Below are 15,958 nucleotides of genomic sequence, written 5' to 3'. Positions count from 1 at the left end.
AACCCTCATGACCCACGCCACCGTTCGCATCATTCGCCAGGAGCACGCCGCGCTCGCCGCCGTGCTCCGTTCCATCGTCATGCTGCTCGAGCAACACCGCAAGAAGGGCGCCTTGCCCGATTTCGCGACGCTGCGAGCCATGCTTTTCTACGTGGACGAGTTTCCGGAGAAGCGCCACCACCGCAAGGAAACCGAACTGCTGTTTCCCAAGCTGCGCGCCAGAACGCCGATCTCGCGGGATCTGCTCGACAAGCTCGACGGCGACCATGCCAAGGGCGAACGCAGGATCCGCAACGTCGAGCACGCCTTGCTCGCGTTCGAGATGCTGGGCGAGTCGCGGCGCGAAGAATTCGAGAAAACGGTCGGCGAGTATGTCGACTTCTATTTGAGCCACATGGCGCTGGAGGAGCGCGAGATCCTGCCGCTGGCCGAGCGCGTGCTGACCGAGAACGACTGGCGCGACCTGGACGAGGCCTTCGCGCAGAACCGTGACCCGATGACCGGACACGTGCCCGACCTCGAATACAACGCGCTCTTCACGCGCATCGTGAATATCGTTCCCGCACCCATCGGCCTGGGGCCGGCGCTCTGAGCCGGTAGCCGCAGGCCGATGGGAAAGAGAAGGGCGGTCATCAATTGGATTCCGCCCCTCAGATCGATTGCGGCGACAGCGTGATCGGGCACACCACGTCTCTCGAATCCTCCGCGCTTCTGACGGCAGTGCCGAAGGCCTGAAGACGCGCTGCACAGCTGCCGTCATCGACCTCGCGCATCGTGACCGAAGAGTTCAGGATCGGCGCGCGTCCCATGAAGTCGCCGATTTCTGCTGCCGCGTTCGGTGCCCCCTGGCCACCCATGACCGAGAGCACGGCGACGTCGGGCAGCCGATAGCGTTGGCGCGCGACGAAGCTGCGCATGGGGCCGGCGAGCTGCAGCATCCAGATCGGCGACACCAGCACCACGGCATCGAAGTCGCCGGGCGGCGGACCGTCGTAGTGAATGGTGGGCTGTCGCCGGAAGAACGAATCGAGCACGCAACGCAAGCTGCCGAGGGCGCCGCTGCGAGGGCGCACCTCGGTGATGCTCGCGAGTTGCCAGTTCTGCTGGCTGCACAGGAGCTCCGCGACCCGGCGGGAAGTGCCCGTGTAGGAATAGACGATCACCAGGACGTTGTTCATGCTTGCCTCTGCTGCGTTCATGGACAGTCAATGTAGGCAGCGTCGAGGGATACGGATTTGCGCTGCATCAAGAACCGGCGGTGTCGTGCCGGCGCGCCGCGAGCCATCGGATTTCTTGATTTGGCGCAAGGCGAGGCGCCGGGTGCGCGAGGACCATCCTTGCACCGGGGAACGTCTCCGCCGAAGGAACCATCATGAAAATCCTGCTTGCCGTCGATGGCAGCGACTACACGAATCGCATGCTGTCCTACCTGACCACGCACAAGGAATGGGCGAATGCGGGCCACGCCTTCACGGTCTTCCATGCGGTGCTGCCGGTGCCGCACCGAGCCGCGGCCTTCGCAGGGCCGGACATCGTGCACGGGTACTACGAAGACGATGCGCAGGTGGTTCTCGAGCCTGTGCGCGCCTTGCTGGCCAGGAGCGGCATCGAAGCCCGCTTCGAGCACCGCATCGGCCATCCCGCCGATGAGATCGCTTCGTTCGCGCAGAAGGGGCAGTTCGATCTCGTGGTGATGGGTTCGCGGGGCCATGGCACCTTGACCAACCTGGTGCTGGGGTCGGTTGCCACCAAGGTGCTGGCTGCGTGCACGGTGCCGGTCTTGCTGGTGCGTTGAATGAGTGCCACAACCCTGGCACGGGGCGTGAGCGCGGGCGATGCCACCGCACGGACGCCGTGAGATTGATCCTGCGCAAGGCCGCGCGCGGCCGCTCGCCCAAGAATGATCGCAGGCAATGCCGATCACCCATAACGAGGTCGTCCCATGAACAACACCACATTGAGCGGAACCCTGCAAATCCTGGGGTTCTGCATCGCCACGCTCCTGGCCACGGGTGTTCTCGTGCTTGCGGGTCTGAGCGAGCGCAACTCTGCGTCGGGCAACCTGATTTCCGTCTCCCACACAACGAAAGACTCACGATGAACTCCAGCCGCCGCACTTTCATGCTCACGCTTGCCGCGACGGGCGCTGCCGTTTCCGCCCCCAACTCGTTCGCGCAGGCCCGGCTTGAAGAAAAGGATCCGCAGGCCGCGGCTCTGGGCTACGTAGCCGATTCGTCGAAGGCCGACGCGAAGAAATTTCCCAAGCACGACAACGCCCAGTTATGCAGCGGTTGCGCGCTCTGGCAGTCCAAGCCGACGGACGCGCAAGGTAACTGCGCACTGTTTGCTGGAAAGCAGGTCAGTGCCAAGGGCTGGTGCACCTGCGTTGACATGATTCACCTAACATCTCTTCGGAGGTAAGTGGTTGATTTTTCATGGGTTTTATCCGGTGTCATCGGTTTATTGAAAGCTCACTTTTGTGCCAACAATTTAAAGACTCGCGCGAATCAGTCACCAAATTGTCGAGACTCGCGCGAGCGTGAGCATATTTTCAAGACTCGCGCGGCCGGGCGGGCAGCAAAGCATTGCTCTCCATCCGTAAGCCATTTTTTCCGCTGCAGCTCGAACAGCGGACTTCAGGGCGCGTATCGTGCTGCGGAAGCACGCTTTGCTGAATTCGCCCATTGCATGATTACCTACCTGCCGTGCCCGGCTCACATTTCCTCGTCAGCACCTGGCCGGTCGGTACGCTGAGAGCGTTCGAGTCGCGGCAGTCAGTGGCAGCCAAGCTGGCTCTGTTCAATCGGGTGCGTGCGCTGCACTACGAGCAACTGGTGCGCGAGTGCGACACCGTAGCGCTCGTGCGGCTGCTGCGTGAACCGCGTGAGCGAGTGCTCAGCGTGACCGAGCAACCGCTATGGCTTGTGCGGCTCGAAGCTATCGTTGCTCGCAGTACTGTGCCGCCCGAGCGCTTTGATCCCCGCAAGCCTTGGGCATACGACGAGTCATCCGGTTTGAAGTACTGCGCCCGATGCATGGACCACTTCTACCACTCGTGGATTCACAACTTGTCCTGGGTCCGGTACTGTTTTGTACACACGGATGCGCCCCTTGCCCCGGTATCGGTGCGCCACTCCAGGACCCCTGAACTCGCATTGGTGGCCGTGCTCCATGCCGCATGGCTGCCCCGGTTCGGCCGGTTCCTGCGCGAGCCGGGGGATTTTGATCAGGCGTTTGCCGATCTGAGCAATCGCCAATTGATGCACCGAGCTAGGAGTCTCGGGGCACTCTTTGGCACTGCTGGCTGTGATTCTGGAACCCGCAAGAGCGGCCTTTGTGAGGTTCGCGCGAGCTGCATCAACCAGGGTCTGACGGTCATTCACGGCGATGCTCCGACGCATGGCGCGCTGGTGCGCGGCATCGTCAGTGTCGTGCGCCAGACCTCAGAGCACGCCCTCAACAGGCACGAGACTCAAAAGTTTGCTTGGCAAGGATCCGCACGATTCGGCAGAGGAGACGAGCCGCCCGAATTCTGGGATCACCTCGCCCAGGTGCTGTCGGCGGCTGTGCTGACCGAACAGCGCACATTGCTGCACAGCCTCGTCGCCCGGTTGTCTCTGGGCCACGAAGGCTGCCTGCGAGCCCTGGCAGTGCGGCACGAGCGAGGCGATCATGACGTCGCCAGTCTGAATAACAAAGGCGAGCCCAGCTACCTTGCCTACCGAGTGCGCCATCAAGGCGTGTGTCCCCGGCTTGTTACGCTCGACCTTCTCGCGCAGCTCCTTCACCCCTATTTCTTGCGCCGGCTGACGGATCTGGATCTACAAACCCAGCTTCCTCCATCCGACGAGATTGCCTTCGGGGACCCTAAGGCGCCTCCAATCCCTGAGGGACCTGAAGTTCATGACGCTGCGCAGGCGACTTCGAATACGCCGAGCATTCTCGACATTCCCGAATGGCAACGCTATCGATGCACAGAGGAAGTTCCCGTGCCGCAAGGTCCGGCGGTCGACGACTTCGCGCATCATCTGCGTGCTCTGGAGTGGGCGATTTTTCGCATCGAGAACAACTGGGGCAGTTTGTCCCTGCAAGCCGCGCTGAGTAGTGTCGTCAGGGACATGCGGCTGGCGGTCATTGTTTCCAGGCATGAAAACGGCGAGACCCAATCGTCCTATCTCGGGCCCGACGGTCCGCTCCCGCCCGATTGGGCCGCCCTGAGCCAACTCCAGCCGTCGCATGAGGAAGCAGCCCTGCGCGCGCTTGACGAGCTCGATTTAGCGCAGCTCTCGTCCATCTGGCGTAGTGCGGAACTGTTGACCAACTCGCTGCGGGTGTGACGTCGTTTTCTCCAATCCATGCCTTCCAACATCGACAAGCCATGCACGAATTCGACGCAACTACACGTCCATCAATCAGTTGACTTCGCGGTGAATGATGCCCAGCTCATCAGACAGCGACCCGCGGGCCCGTAGCTCCGACACCGCATCGCGCTTTCGTAGGAGACGCGGGTGTTGGCCAGCGTCTGTGGACTGACCAGCCATTGCAACGCGCTCCAGAGGCGTGGCGTCCAAAGATCCGGGTGTCATGGGAACCGCTGACGCAGAACTCGAAAATTCAAATGAGTTGCGAACCTCTGGTCAACTCGTTTCGACGTTTCGAAGACAAGAAGGCTGCCTTCAATGCCGCTATGAGTCTGCCGGATGAATGCCGACAAGAAGCACGGTTGTGACATCCGCGCGGAGTTGAAAGTCTTACCCACAAGCACCCTTGTATCGGCAGTTCTCGCTTCGAGATTTTTGATCTTCAGGTGAATAAGCCGAGAATTTCGTGCCAAATTCATATTTTTCGCAAAAGTGCTTTTTCGCAAATTAATTAATCAAAGAAGGATTGACTTAATTGCGAAGTAAAAATGAGGAAAGATGAAGGGAAGATCGACATCTTTCAGGGCACCGGCTCGTCGACCGAAATTTGCCGAATTACAAGAAGTCGTATAAAAACGCACGATGCCAATTGATGAAATCCGCACCGCCGAGCAAGTGGCCGCCTGGTTTCGCCGAAACGGAATCACGGTGGTCGCCTGGGCCGAGGAACATGGGTTCGAGCCCGAAATCGTCTACGCACTGATCTCTGGCAGGACGCGAGGCCTGCGCGGTCGCTCGCACGAGGCTGCGGTAGCGCTTGGTATGAAGTTCACAGGCGATGCCGATGTCGCCGTGAAAAAGAGCTAGGAAATCGACAGGGCCTCTCGCATGTAGCGCCCGCCGTTTTCCTGCAATTCTCTGTAGTGCGGCACCGCCCCCGGTTGCCACACTAGCCGTCGACGGCCCAAAGACAAAGCCCGTGTCTCCTCGCCAAAGGGGACACGGGCTTGAAAGTTCAGATGCAAAAGAGGACGACCAGTGAAACCTGGCCACTGAACGCTATACAGACAAAAGAGCAGTAAGACCGCTCCATTGTCGACTTTTCCCGACTGCTGTCAAGACGGCGGGTTGCCGTACGCAGGAGCGAACAATGAAGCTTCCGAATGCACTTCGGGACGGCCGGTCCGCGCGCGCAAGGTCTACCAAGCTTGCGTGCGCACTGGTAAGCGAGGCCGAACGCCAGGATCGACAGTGGCGGTCGCCTATGGGCCAACAAGCGAGTGTGTTGCCATGAAGGCCCTCGCCGCCGTCGCCCTGCGCGAAAAGCTCTTCAAAGCGCCTCCGCCGGCGCGAAGGCAGCCCTACACCACTGTGCGGCCCGTGTACTCGCGCAAGATGAGGCGCCGTGTTTACGCGTTCGGCGACTCGCGCTTTGCCCTGTGGCTCGAACTGGAGTTCGATCCCACGGTGGCGTCCTTCAACTTAGAGCCGCCCGTGTTCCCACTCGTCGATGGTGCGGGAGAAGACGATCCGATCAGCATCCCGATGGCTGCGGTATCGCTGGACAACGCGGATCATCTGACGCTCCATTTCGAGGAGTCGGACCTCGGCAGCAAAGGCCGCCCTGCCATCGCGGAGCGCATCAGCCGGTCGCAGGACTGGAGGGCCCTGGGTGCGAGCATCGCATTCTGGAAAGACCTCGCGGATCTGGGGCGCCTGGATCGCGCCAACAAGCACGCGTTGCTGAGATACCTCTGCGCGCCGCAGGTGGTCGCGAATGCGGAAATCGAGAAATTGATTCTGCGGGAGCTTGGCACCGTCAGGAAATTGTGCATCTGGGACATCCTTCAAAAACTCGATGCATTCGATGCGGAATACGTCAAGACAGCGCTTGCGCATTTGATCTCAGACAAGAAAGTGTTCTTGGACATGACACGTCGTCTTGATGTGTTGTCCGAAATCTCGCGGCAGGACATCTTTCATGCATAAGGATCTGTGCGCGCAGGACGTCGCTGAATGGCCCGACGCGGCGCAACTCAAACTTGAAGGCGATATCGGCAAGCGTTATGACTCGCGCCGGAGCGCCATCATTCGGTATTCGCAGGGGTTGCCGGCCACCCAGGCGGCGAAGGAGTGCGGCATCAGCAGGCCTGAGTTATACCGAATGATCAATCGCGCCATCAGCCGCGACATGAACGGTCGAATGTACGGCCATCGCGGCTTGCACAAAAACCTGCACCTGGACAAGCCAAGGAAAAATGACATCAAAAAGCTGTCTGCCAAAAAGCCCGTGCCGGGCGCATTCACGCTTTTGCTCAAGAGTTTTCCAACTATCAGGAAAATCATTGACGACCTGATCATCAGTAAAAAACAGGTCGGTCTCGAAACCCCCCTCGACCACGTTTCGTTTGCAACACTGTTCAACGCGTTCAGGAACGCATGCCTAGGCGCAGGGCTGTCTGCGCCGAACTACCCATTCAACACGGGCGGCGAAGGGCGTTGCGCGCTGCGGCGCTACCGCCAGGTGCTCGAAGCAGCCAGCACCCTCGGCCAACAGGCGCAAGAGGCGTATCTGCGCGCGCAGTTGGCCAAAAAAGGTACCGACTTCTACGGCGCCTTCATGAGAAGCGAGCTCGACGGCTACTGGATGGATGTCGAGCTCGAGATCGAGTACGAAGGGCGCGAGCCGGGCTCGGTCGTACGCATTCCTGTCAAGCGCATCTGGATCATCGCCGTCATCGAGCAGGCCAGCACCGCCTGCCTGGGCTATGCCTTGGCGTTCGGCCAAAACTACCCAAGCGGTGCGGTGCTGTCGGCGCTGCGTCATTGCATGCTGCCGTGGAAACCCCGGACCTCCGATTCGCAGATCCGGTACGCCTCAGGAGACGGGTTCCCCTCGATGCATGAGGAACTGGCTTTCATGTGCTTCGACGAGTTGCTCATGGACAACGCTAAGTCACAGTTCAACGAGATGACCCTGGCCACCATCGAGCGCAACTACCGCGCCGTTCCCGTGTTCGGGCCCATCGCTAGTCCGCGCGATCGCCCGCAGATCGAGGGGTGTTTCTCGATCCTGGAGCGAGCGGGGATTCTGGATTGGAAGACCATCGGAAGGATTTCTGCGGACGTGCTGAACCATGCGGTGGATGCACTGCTGGCGGCGTACAACAACTCGCGCGCGCCCGGCTCATCGCGCACGCGGATGGAGACCTTGCGTGACATGGTCGCTGCCGGCACCACTATGAGCCGGCGCATTCCCATGGCCGAGCGTGCAGCGCTCGAGCGCTACGACTTGGTCGACAGTGCCAAGGTCGCACGTGATGGTGCCAATCCCGTCGTTCGATGGAAGGGCGTGCGCTACTACGGCGAGGGGTTGCCACGGGTCAAGCGTGGCACGCCCGTGGTGATCCGGGCCAACTCGCAGGATCCGAGGGAGATCCATGTGACCTGTGAGGACACAGGGGAGGAAATCGGGCTGCTGCTGGTTGAGCGGCGCTGGCGCGCGCATCCTGTGGAACTGCAAGTACGCCAGTGGTTGCGCAAGGATCCCCGGATGCGCCACCTGCTCACGCAGGGTAGCGACATCACGATGGCGCTGCTCGCGCACATTGCCAGCAAGGACGAGGGTGGAGGCGCGGTACAGCAGCGCAAGAAGGCTGTGATTGCCCATGGCCTGTCGCGGAGCAAGGGTGCTGCGAACCCCTCGCACGCTGGCGGCACACCCGACTGTCGGACGGGATCGGCCCCGACGTCCCCAACGCCTCAAACGCCGGCGGCAGCACCGGTGCCAGCGCCGATGTCTTCGCCACCTTTGCCAGTCCCTTGCGCGGTCGATGCCAACTCGCCCGCCGCGGACAGCTCCGCAACGCCCGGTCGCGGCGTCGTCACACCGAGGACCGGCGACATGACACACGCCAGCCAGGCGTTCGTCAGCGGTCTCCTCAAGAACCTCCGGAGTCTCTGATCATGGATCCACAACGTTTCACGCAGCTCATGAAGATCACGGCACCCATCATGAACGGGAGTGCCTTCCAGATCAAAACCGCCCAGACCGGCCTGTGCTTCGCGAGCCTTCTTACCTGGATGCAGGTGGGCCTGTCGGGTGGGTTCATCGTCGGGCCGACGCGACATGGCAAGACCTGCGCGGCGCGCTGGGCGCTCAAGGCCATCAAGAAGGCGCTGGCCATCTTCCTTCCGATCTACGAGATCCCGGTGAGGAAGCAGATCGATGCGCGCGAACGCGCCTTCTTCGAGCATATCTTGCGCTGCGTGCGTCACCGCGACTGGAAGGATGGGACCGCGGGCACAAAGCGCAATCGGCTGAACGATTTCCTTGCGGCCAGGGCGCGAACGAGTCCGCTGAAGACCGTGGTGCTGTACTTCGACGAGGCGCAGTTCCTGCATGACCAGCATTGGGAGTGGCTGCTCAACATCGCCAATGAGTCAGTGGAGAGCAACATCCGGATCTTCTTCCTGTTCTCGGGCCCGCAGGAACTTGCGCAGGCCCGGGAGAAATATGTTGCCCGCGGCATGACGCAGCTCGTGGGGCGCTTCATGAGTGTGGTGTTCGAGATCAACGGCCTGAAGTCGCGGGAGCAACTCGCTGAGTGTCTGCAGGAGTTCTCGGACGTCGTGTACCCGAAGGCCAAGGGACAACGCCTGGTCTCGCATTTCGTGGATCCGAGCGTGCGGGCGGACTTTTCGCTCGCCTCCTATGCGAGCGCGATGTGGGAGGGATTTTCGGCCAAGGCTGACGAGGTGTACCCGCAGGGGGATCTCACGGACAACCTGATCCTGCCGATGCACTACGTCACCGCCGCGGTCCTGCATTTTCTCACTGGCCTGGCCACCAACGAGGAGCCGGGCTTCACCGACGCGCAACTCCTTGAACACGCGATCAGTGCGTGCGGTTTCATCGATTTCATCCGCAGCACGAACATCGAGCGCAAGGCTGAGGAACGGTATGGTTGAGCTGATTGCGGCTCTGACCTGGCGTGTTCGCGCCGATGCGGTGCGTCCGATGATCACCCCATGACCACCACGTTGCCAGCGTCGGGCTCCGCCCCGGCCTCTTTGAACACGACCTGGCCCAGGGGGGCCCTGCGCAGCTTCGAGTCGGGCGAAGCCATCGCGGCGAAGCTCGCCGTCTTCAATCGCGTGACGGCGCTTCGCTACGAATCCGTGGTGTACGCCTGCAGTGTGCGGCAACTGGCGCGGCTGCTGCACGAACCGCTATCTCGCGTGCGCACCGTCGACTATCCGGACTGGTGGGAGCGTGTCGAACTGTTTGTCATGCGGAGCCATTTCGTGTCGGCCCCCGATGCGAAAGGGTGGCGGCTGTTGCGCAGGCCAAAGTGCTGCCCTCGGTGCGTCACAGAGTTTTATCACTCGTGGATTCACAACCTGCCCTGGATGGAGCGTTGCTTCGTCCACCACGAGAGCCAACTGGTGGCTTGCTCGTACATGCCAAGCCTCACGCCTTCGTCGTCGCTGGTGAAGGAGCTTTACTCCACATGGCAACCTCGATTCACGAACTATGTTCGACAGCCGCACAAATACGAAGGCATTTTTGCTACGTTGAGCGATCGCCGCCTGCGCTCCGCAGGAAGGGCGCTTGCCGCGGTCTTCGAGCCGTCGAACTGCGAAGGGGCAGCGAGAACCCAGTCGACGCCGTTCACTGTCGTGCAAGACATTGCGGGCGATGCTGCTAGCGGCCATTCGCACGACGTGCTGCTCAACGGACGCGCGCACACGCCTACAGCACTCGTTTGCTCTGCAGTCACAGTCTTGGCCGGAACCCCCGATCACCTGCTCAATCGCATCCATGGTCAAGCACTGATCTGCCAGGGTTCGGTACGGGTCGAGCGGGGGAGACGGGCGCCGGATTTCTGGGCGCAACTGGCGCAGGTGCTCGCTGATTGGCAGCAGAGTGCCCACCATGCGCAACGATTTCTCCTTCAGGCCCTGATCGCACGATTGTCTCGCGGCCATGAGGCTTGTCTAGAGGCCTTGGTTGTGCACATCCGCGCTGGAGGATCGTACACGTCGAGGCTTAACAATCCAGAAAGCGCGCTGTACGCGGCCTACCATCTGCGTGATGCCGGGGTGTGTCCTCGCCTAGTCACTTTTGACTTGCTTACGCGCATGCTCAGGCCGCATTTCCTGTGCGGCCGGGTCTACATGGAACCGGGCTCAAGGCGCCGGTACAGCGACCGTGTGGACTGGGTCCATGCAGCCTGTGGCCCGGTAAACATCCTCGCGTCACCAGAGTGGCGGTTCCAGCCTCGAGTCCATGGCGGCTCTGCCACAATGTTTCCGGCAGGAGACGTAAATGAGAATTTCGCGCGATATCTGCTCGCCGTCGAATGGGCCTTCTTCAGGGCCGAGTGTAAGGGTGCACAGCCGCAGCTCATAGTCCCTGCACTAGAGACCATCGTGAGCGATTTAGATCTGGCCGTCGTGGTGCTTGATAGCAGTAGCGGCGAGACGAAGTGTTGCTACTTGGCGCCGGCCAACCCTCCATTTCCAGATTGGGGGGCACTCGTAGGTCGTTATCCAACTCACGCGTCGTCCAACTGGCGAGTGTTCTCGGAACTCCTTGCACAGGACAGAGCCGGCTTGGCGCGAGCCGTCCGGAGCAGGGATGGATTGTTTCGAAAGACGTGAGCCGGGGCCACAAGTGGATGGGCGTGCTGCGGAAATGCGGGCAAGGAGAGTGGCCCAGCGCGCATCCTTGGACACCAGCTCAAGTCAGAGGCGGGCGAGTTCCGCCACGGCGGCGGCGAAAGCCTGAGGCGCTTCCTGAGGTAGGTTGTGCCCGATCCCGCCGTTGACCATGCGATGTTCGTATCTGCCCGAGAACTTCCCGGCATAAGCGCTCGCCTCCGGATGCGGTGCGCCGTTGGCATCGCCTTCGAAAGTGATCGTGGGAACGGTGATGATCGGGGCTTTGACGAGCCGGCTTTCCAAGTCGTCGTACTTCGATTCACCTTCGGCCAAGCCGAGCCGCCAGCGGTAATTGTGGATCACTACGGCGACGTGGTTGGGATTCTCCAGAGCAGCAGCGCTGCGGTCGAATGTGGCGTCGTCGAAAGCCCATTTGGGAGAGGCAATCTGCCAGATCAGCTTCGAGAAGTCGTGTCGGTTTTTCTCGTAGCCGGCGCGGCCGCGCTCAGTGGCGAAGTAGTACTGGTACCACCACTGCAGTTCGGCTTTCGGTGGCAATGGAACCTTGCCCGACTCCCTGTTACCAATTAAATAGCCGCTGACGGAGACAAGGGCCTTGACGCGCTCCGGCCACAAGGCTGCAAGGATGCAGGCCGTCCGAGCGCCCCAATCGCAACCGCCGACAGTGGCTTGTTGGATCTCCAGCGCATCCATCAACGCGATGATGTCAACGGCGAGCACCGCTTGTTGACCGTTGCGGGGCGTTTCGCTGGAAATGAATTGCGTCGTGCCATAGCCGCGCCTTCGGGCTCACAAAGCGGGTGGGTCAGTATTCGATGGAAATCTAGGGTCAAAGAGCGGCGGAATCCAACAGGCATGGCGCTGTTCTATGCGGAGAACCCCGACATGAAGGCCTTCCACCAAGCCAATCACCCCGGATGGTCGAACTGCTTGGCGAGGCGATGGTCCTGTCCGCGCAGCAGCTGCCGCTTGCTGATCGGAACAAAGCTACAAGAGCAGTCTCCAGCGCCATGCGGCGCCGCCGTGTTCGCCAGTTACGTCATCGCCGCTCTCGCCTCGCTGTCGAACAAGTGGCAGAAAGAGGGCTACTAGGCGCCAAATCGTTGTTCGGTCGAGGTTGCCTATTGGGCGTGGGGCCTTCCCGTTCAAGACGACTTCGCCGTGCGCTTACCTTCGTCCGGCGTCAAAATGACTTCGCCGGACGGATACCGTTCTCGGCCAGTTCGGCGGCATCGAGCAAGTCCTGGTCGATGGCACAGGACCCTTCGTAGTGCAGTTCGCAATCGGTGACTGCGACGCGGTGGATCTTGGACTTGAGCAGGGTGCGGAACATGGTGAAGACTCTTCTTTCTATGCAGAGGAATGAAACGAGCGATCTCGATCAACGTGCGGCTTCAAGATGGTCGATGCCGCCGATGCGGCGAGCACTGGATAGTCGCGGCTGAAATAGCCCTCGGCTTTCGCGGCGTGCTCGGCGGAGCGCACGATCAGCTCGGCAGGCTCAGCGTGCTTACTCCACGGCCTTGCTCATGTCCTCGACCACTTTCTTCGCATCCCCAAAAACCATCATGGTCTTGTCCATGTAGAAGAGTTCGTTGTCCAGGCCCGCATAGCCCGCGGCCATGGAGCGCTTGTTCACGATCACCGTCTTGGCCTTGTAGGCTTCCAGGATGGGCATGCCGTAGATCGGGCTGCCCTTGGTGTGCGCGGCGGGGTTCACCACGTCGTTGGCGCCCAGGATGATCGCCACGTCGACTTGGCCGAACTCACCGTTGATGTCTTCCATTTCGAACACCTGGTCGTAGGGCACTTCGGCCTCGGCCAGCAGCACGTTCATGTGGCCGGGCATGCGGCCCGCCACCGGATGGATCGCGTACTTGACGGTGATGCCCTTCTCGGTGAGCTTGGCGGCGAGCTCCTTCACCGCATGCTGCGCGCGTGCCACGGCCAGGCCGTAGCCCGGCACGATCACCACCGTCTCGGCATTGCCGAGCACGAAGGCCGCATCGTCGGCGCTGCCGGTCTTCACCGGGCGCTGTTCCTTGGCCGCGCCGCTGTCCGTGGACGCCTCGCCGCCGAAGCCGCCCAGGATCACGTTGAAGAACGAGCGGTTCATCGCCTTGCACATGATGTAGCTCAGGATCGCGCCCGAGGAGCCCACCAGCGAACCGGCCACGATCAGCATCGCGTTGTTCAGGCTGAAGCCGATGCCCGCGGCCGCCCAACCCGAGTAGCTGTTGAGCATCGACACCACCACCGGCATGTCGGCCCCGCCGATCGGGATGATGATGAGCACGCCCATCACGAAGGCCAGCGCCAGCATCGCGAAGAACGCCGGCCAGCTTTCGGTGAAGACGAACACGAGGCCCAGTGCGATGGTCAGGAGACCCAGCACGAGGTTGAGCACGTGCTGGCCCGAGAACTGCACCGGCGCGCCCTGGAACAGGCGGAACTTGTACTTGCCCGAGAGCTTGCCGAAGGCGATGACCGAGCCGCTGAAGGTGATGGCGCCGATGGCCGCACCCAGGAACAGTTCGAGCCGGTTGCCGGCGGGAATGGCGTAGCGCACGAAGCCGTCGAGGATGACGGCACCGTCTGGCGTCTGCGCGCCGATCAGTGCGGCCACGGGTGCGGCGGTAATGCCGAAGGCCCAGGGCTCGGCCACGGCAGCGACCCCGATGAAGACCGCGGCCAGGCCGATCATGCTGTGCATGAAGGCGACCAGTTCGGGCATCTTGGTCATCTCGACCTTGTTGGCCATGAAGGCCCCCAGGCCCCCGCCGACCACCACGGCCGCCAGCACCCAGGCGAGGCCCGTGCCGAAATCGACGTTGAGCGAGCGCGCCTGTCCGTGGATCAGCGCGATGGTCGTCAGCACGGCGATCGCCATGCCGGTCATGCCGAAGATGTTGCCGCGGATCGAGGTGGTGGGATGCGACAGGCCTTTCAGGGCCTGAATGAAGCAGACGCTGGCAACCAGGTACAGCAGCGTGACGAGGTTCATGCTCACTTGGAAGCTCCCTCTTCAGCCTTGGGAGCGGCTGTCTTTTTCTCTTTCTTCTTGAACATCTCCAGCATCCGCCGAGTGACGAGGAAGCCGCCGAAGACGTTCACCGCGGCCAGGGCCACCGCGAGCACGCCCATGGTCTTGCCCAGCGGCGTGGTGGTGAGCGCGGCCGCCAGCATGGCGCCCACGATCACGATCGCCGAGATCGCATTGGTCACGGCCATCAGCGGCGTGTGCAGCGCGGGGGTGACGGTCCAGACCACGTGGTAGCCCACGTAGATGGCCAGCACGAAGATGGTCAGGTTGATGACGGTGTGTGAAGCGATTTCCATGGTGTTGTGTTCTCCTCGTTCGGTCTCGGTCTCTTGTCCAGGGCTCTGTCAGAGCTTCTTGACTTCCTTGATGCGGTTGGCATCGCCAAGCAGCACCACCTTGGGCTTGTAGTCCGCGGCTTCGGCTTCGGTCATGGGGGCGTAGGTACAGATGATGAGCAGGTCGCCCACATGAGCCTTGCGCGCCGCCGCGCCGTTGAGCGAGATGGCGCCCGATCCGCGCGCCGCCTTGATGATGTAGGTCGAAAAGCGCTCGCCGTTGTTGACGTTGTACAGCTCGATCTTTTCGTACTCGCGCATAGCGGCCGCGTCGAGCAGGTCTTCGTCGATGCCGCACGAGCCTTCGTAGTGCAGGTCGGCTTCAGTCACGGTGGCGCGATGCAGCTTCGCGCGGAGCATGGTGCGATTCATGGAACGGCAGCCTGCTCTTACTTGCGCGTGACCTGGCCGTCTTGCGTCATGCGGCAGGCGGCGACGATGTCGTCCTCGAGGTCGATCTTGAGCGCACCTTCCTTCGTGACGATGAGCTTCAGAAAGTCGAGCACGTTGCGTGCATAGAGCGCCGATGCATCGGCCGCCACGAGCGCCGCGAGGTTGGTTTCGCCGACGATGGTCACGCCGTGCTTCACGACCGTCTTGTCGGCTTCCGAGAGGGGGCAGTTACCACCCACGCCATCCGGACCCTTGCCGGCGGCGATGTCGACGATCACCGAGCCGGGCTTCATGGACTTGACCATGTCCTCGGTGATGAGCGTGGGCGCGGCGCGGCCGGGAATGAGCGCGGTGCTGATGACGATGTCGGCCAGCGCCACGCGCTTGGCGACCTCGATCTGCTGGCGCGCGAGCCAGCTCGGAGGCATTGGCTTGGCGTAGCCGCCGACACCGACGGCGGCTTCCTTTTCTTCATCGGTGTCGTAGGAGACCTCGATGAACTTGCCGCCGAGCGATTCGATCTGCTCCTTGACGCTCGGGCGAACGTCGGAGGCTTCGATGACGGCGCCCAGGCGCTTGGCCGTGGCGATCGCCTGCAGGCCGGCCACGCCGACGCCCAGGATGACGACGCGTGCGGCCTTCACGGTGCCGGCTGCCGTCATGAGCATGGGAAAGAAGCGCTGGTAGCGGTCGGCCGCGATCATCACGGCCTTGTAGCCGGCGATGTTGGCCTGCGAGGAGAGCACGTCCATGCTCTGGGCACGGGTGGTGCGGGGGGCCGCTTCGAGCGCAAAGCCGGTCACGCCGGCCGATGCCAGGCGCTGCAGGCCCGCGGCATCGAACGGGTTGAGCATGCCGATGACGACGGCGCCGGGCTTCATCAGCGAGGCCTCGGCATCGCTGGGCGTGCGCACCTTGAGCACCATGTCGGCGGACAACGCACCCGCCTGGTCCGTGATTTCCGCGCCGGCGGTCTGGTAAGCCGCATCGGTGACGCTGGCTGCAACGCCGGCTCCCGACTGAACACGAACGATGTGCCCGGAAGCGACCAGTTTCTTCACCGTTTCAGGTGTCACGGCCACTCGGGTTTCGCCAGCCGCGGTTTCGGCAGGCACGCCTATCAGCATGGATTCTTCTCC

General features: G+C 61.9%; 16 protein-coding genes and 2 pseudogenes. 11 read left to right on the top strand and 7 right to left on the bottom strand.

The genetic code is table 11. The features are described from left to right. The first annotated feature begins 7 nt into the window (after positions 1-7). A complete protein-coding gene (locus tag NWF24_RS15105) occupies positions 8-592 on the top strand; it encodes a hemerythrin domain-containing protein (RefSeq protein WP_258354877.1) in 585 nt (194 codons plus the stop codon). Between the two features lie 58 nt (positions 593-650). On the opposite strand, the gene NWF24_RS15100 is transcribed toward NWF24_RS15105, so the two are convergent. Then, the gene (locus NWF24_RS15100; protein ID WP_258354876.1) at positions 651-1,178 is read right to left on the bottom strand and encodes a flavodoxin family protein; all 528 of its coding nucleotides are present in this window, start codon (positions 1,176-1,178) and stop codon (positions 651-653) included. Between the two features lie 194 nt (positions 1,179-1,372). Here NWF24_RS15100 and NWF24_RS15095 point away from each other — a divergent pair, with 194 nt between their 5' ends. The 9 genes from NWF24_RS15095 (at position 1,373) to NWF24_RS15055 (ending at position 11,027) form a co-directional block, all read left to right on the top strand. Next, positions 1,373-1,795, top strand: coding sequence for a universal stress protein (locus tag NWF24_RS15095; RefSeq protein WP_258354875.1), 423 nt, complete (start codon positions 1,373-1,375; stop codon positions 1,793-1,795). A gap of 147 nt (positions 1,796-1,942) precedes the next feature. Continuing rightward, on the top strand, positions 1,943-2,101 hold the full coding sequence (locus NWF24_RS15090) for a hypothetical protein (protein WP_258354874.1): 159 nt from the start codon (positions 1,943-1,945) through the stop codon (positions 2,099-2,101). Beyond that, positions 2,098-2,421, top strand: a complete 324-nt coding sequence (locus NWF24_RS15085; protein ID WP_258354873.1) for a high-potential iron-sulfur protein — start codon at positions 2,098-2,100, stop codon at positions 2,419-2,421. The genes NWF24_RS15090 and NWF24_RS15085 overlap by 4 nt, the downstream gene beginning before the upstream one ends. A gap of 284 nt (positions 2,422-2,705) precedes the next feature. Continuing rightward, on the top strand, positions 2,706-4,337 hold the full coding sequence (locus tag NWF24_RS15080; protein ID WP_258354872.1) for a hypothetical protein: 1,632 nt from the start codon (positions 2,706-2,708) through the stop codon (positions 4,335-4,337). 666 nt (positions 4,338-5,003) lie between these two features. Further along, positions 5,004-5,228, top strand: coding sequence for a DNA-binding protein (locus tag NWF24_RS15075; RefSeq protein ID WP_258354871.1), 225 nt, complete (start codon positions 5,004-5,006; stop codon positions 5,226-5,228). A gap of 423 nt (positions 5,229-5,651) precedes the next feature. Next, positions 5,652-6,350: a hypothetical protein gene (locus tag NWF24_RS15070; RefSeq protein ID WP_258354870.1), complete on the top strand. Its 699-nt coding sequence runs from the start codon at positions 5,652-5,654 to the stop codon at positions 6,348-6,350. Next, a complete protein-coding gene (locus NWF24_RS15065) occupies positions 6,343-8,325 on the top strand; it encodes a hypothetical protein (protein ID WP_258354869.1) in 1,983 nt (660 codons plus the stop codon). Before NWF24_RS15070 ends, NWF24_RS15065 begins: the two co-directional genes overlap by 8 nt. A 2-nt stretch (positions 8,326-8,327) precedes the next feature. Beyond that, entirely contained in the window at positions 8,328-9,332 is a 1,005-nt protein-coding gene (locus NWF24_RS15060) for an ATP-binding protein (protein WP_258354868.1), read from the top strand. Positions 9,333-9,392: 60 nt separating this feature from the next. Next, positions 9,393-11,027 (top strand): TniQ family protein, encoded by a 1,635-nt coding sequence (locus NWF24_RS15055; RefSeq protein ID WP_258354867.1) that lies wholly within the window; start codon positions 9,393-9,395, stop codon positions 11,025-11,027. An 84-nt stretch (positions 11,028-11,111) separates the two neighbouring features. Here the strand turns inward: NWF24_RS15055 and NWF24_RS15050 are convergent. Beyond that, a pseudogene (locus NWF24_RS15050) lies at positions 11,112-11,828 on the bottom strand (alpha/beta fold hydrolase); the annotation flags it as partial. Positions 11,829-11,903: 75 nt separating this feature from the next. Between NWF24_RS15050 and NWF24_RS15045 the strand changes: the two are divergent. After that, positions 11,904-12,140, top strand: a complete 237-nt coding sequence (locus NWF24_RS15045; RefSeq protein WP_258354866.1) for a hypothetical protein — start codon at positions 11,904-11,906, stop codon at positions 12,138-12,140. 118 nt (positions 12,141-12,258) lie between these two features. Here the strand turns inward: NWF24_RS15045 and NWF24_RS15040 are convergent. From NWF24_RS15040 to NWF24_RS15020, 5 genes and pseudogenes are all read right to left on the bottom strand, one after another. Next, positions 12,259-12,381 (bottom strand): annotated as a pseudogene (locus NWF24_RS15040) (aspartate 1-decarboxylase); the annotation flags it as partial. Between the two features lie 177 nt (positions 12,382-12,558). Further along, positions 12,559-14,058, bottom strand: coding sequence for an NAD(P)(+) transhydrogenase (Re/Si-specific) subunit beta (locus NWF24_RS15035; protein ID WP_258354865.1), 1,500 nt, complete (start codon positions 14,056-14,058; stop codon positions 12,559-12,561). Further along, entirely contained in the window at positions 14,055-14,387 is a 333-nt protein-coding gene (locus NWF24_RS15030) for an NAD(P) transhydrogenase subunit alpha (RefSeq protein WP_258354864.1), read from the bottom strand. Before NWF24_RS15030 ends, NWF24_RS15035 begins: the two co-directional genes overlap by 4 nt. Positions 14,388-14,435: 48 nt before the next feature. After that, on the bottom strand, positions 14,436-14,798 hold the full coding sequence (gene panD, locus NWF24_RS15025; protein ID WP_258354863.1) for an aspartate 1-decarboxylase: 363 nt from the start codon (positions 14,796-14,798) through the stop codon (positions 14,436-14,438). A 17-nt stretch (positions 14,799-14,815) separates the two neighbouring features. Further along, positions 14,816-15,946 (bottom strand): Re/Si-specific NAD(P)(+) transhydrogenase subunit alpha, encoded by a 1,131-nt coding sequence (locus NWF24_RS15020; RefSeq protein WP_258354862.1) that lies wholly within the window; start codon positions 15,944-15,946, stop codon positions 14,816-14,818. Between the last annotated feature and the right edge of the window lie 12 nt (positions 15,947-15,958).

Origin of the sequence: Variovorax paradoxus, from assembly GCF_024734665.1 — a bacterium.
Classification (GTDB): domain Bacteria; phylum Pseudomonadota; class Gammaproteobacteria; order Burkholderiales; family Burkholderiaceae_C; genus Variovorax.
Note: the sequence above shows the minus strand (reverse complement) of the source record. Positions and strands in the feature narration are given on the sequence as shown.

Excerpts from the sequence above, each read along its gene's own strand:
- NWF24_RS15105 (WP_258354877.1), top strand. The coding sequence starts at position 8 with ATGACCCACGCCACCGTTCGCATCATTCGCCAGGAGCACGCCGCGCTC.
- NWF24_RS15100 (WP_258354876.1), bottom strand. The coding sequence starts at position 1,178 with ATGAACAACGTCCTGGTGATCGTCTATTCCTACACGGGCACTTCCCGC.
- NWF24_RS15095 (WP_258354875.1), top strand. The coding sequence starts at position 1,373 with ATGAAAATCCTGCTTGCCGTCGATGGCAGCGACTACACGAATCGCATG.
- NWF24_RS15090 (WP_258354874.1), top strand. The coding sequence starts at position 1,943 with ATGAACAACACCACATTGAGCGGAACCCTGCAAATCCTGGGGTTCTGC.
- NWF24_RS15085 (WP_258354873.1), top strand. The coding sequence starts at position 2,098 with ATGAACTCCAGCCGCCGCACTTTCATGCTCACGCTTGCCGCGACGGGC.
- NWF24_RS15075 (WP_258354871.1), top strand. The coding sequence starts at position 5,004 with ATGCCAATTGATGAAATCCGCACCGCCGAGCAAGTGGCCGCCTGGTTT.
- NWF24_RS15070 (WP_258354870.1), top strand. The coding sequence starts at position 5,652 with ATGAAGGCCCTCGCCGCCGTCGCCCTGCGCGAAAAGCTCTTCAAAGCG.
- NWF24_RS15065 (WP_258354869.1), top strand. The coding sequence starts at position 6,343 with ATGCATAAGGATCTGTGCGCGCAGGACGTCGCTGAATGGCCCGACGCG.
- NWF24_RS15060 (WP_258354868.1), top strand. The coding sequence starts at position 8,328 with ATGGATCCACAACGTTTCACGCAGCTCATGAAGATCACGGCACCCATC.
- NWF24_RS15055 (WP_258354867.1), top strand. The coding sequence starts at position 9,393 with ATGACCACCACGTTGCCAGCGTCGGGCTCCGCCCCGGCCTCTTTGAAC.
- NWF24_RS15045 (WP_258354866.1), top strand. The coding sequence starts at position 11,904 with ATGGCGCTGTTCTATGCGGAGAACCCCGACATGAAGGCCTTCCACCAA.
- NWF24_RS15030 (WP_258354864.1), bottom strand. The coding sequence starts at position 14,387 with ATGGAAATCGCTTCACACACCGTCATCAACCTGACCATCTTCGTGCTG.
- panD (WP_258354863.1), bottom strand. The coding sequence starts at position 14,798 with ATGAATCGCACCATGCTCCGCGCGAAGCTGCATCGCGCCACCGTGACT.
- NWF24_RS15020 (WP_258354862.1), bottom strand. The coding sequence starts at position 15,946 with ATGCTGATAGGCGTGCCTGCCGAAACCGCGGCTGGCGAAACCCGAGTG.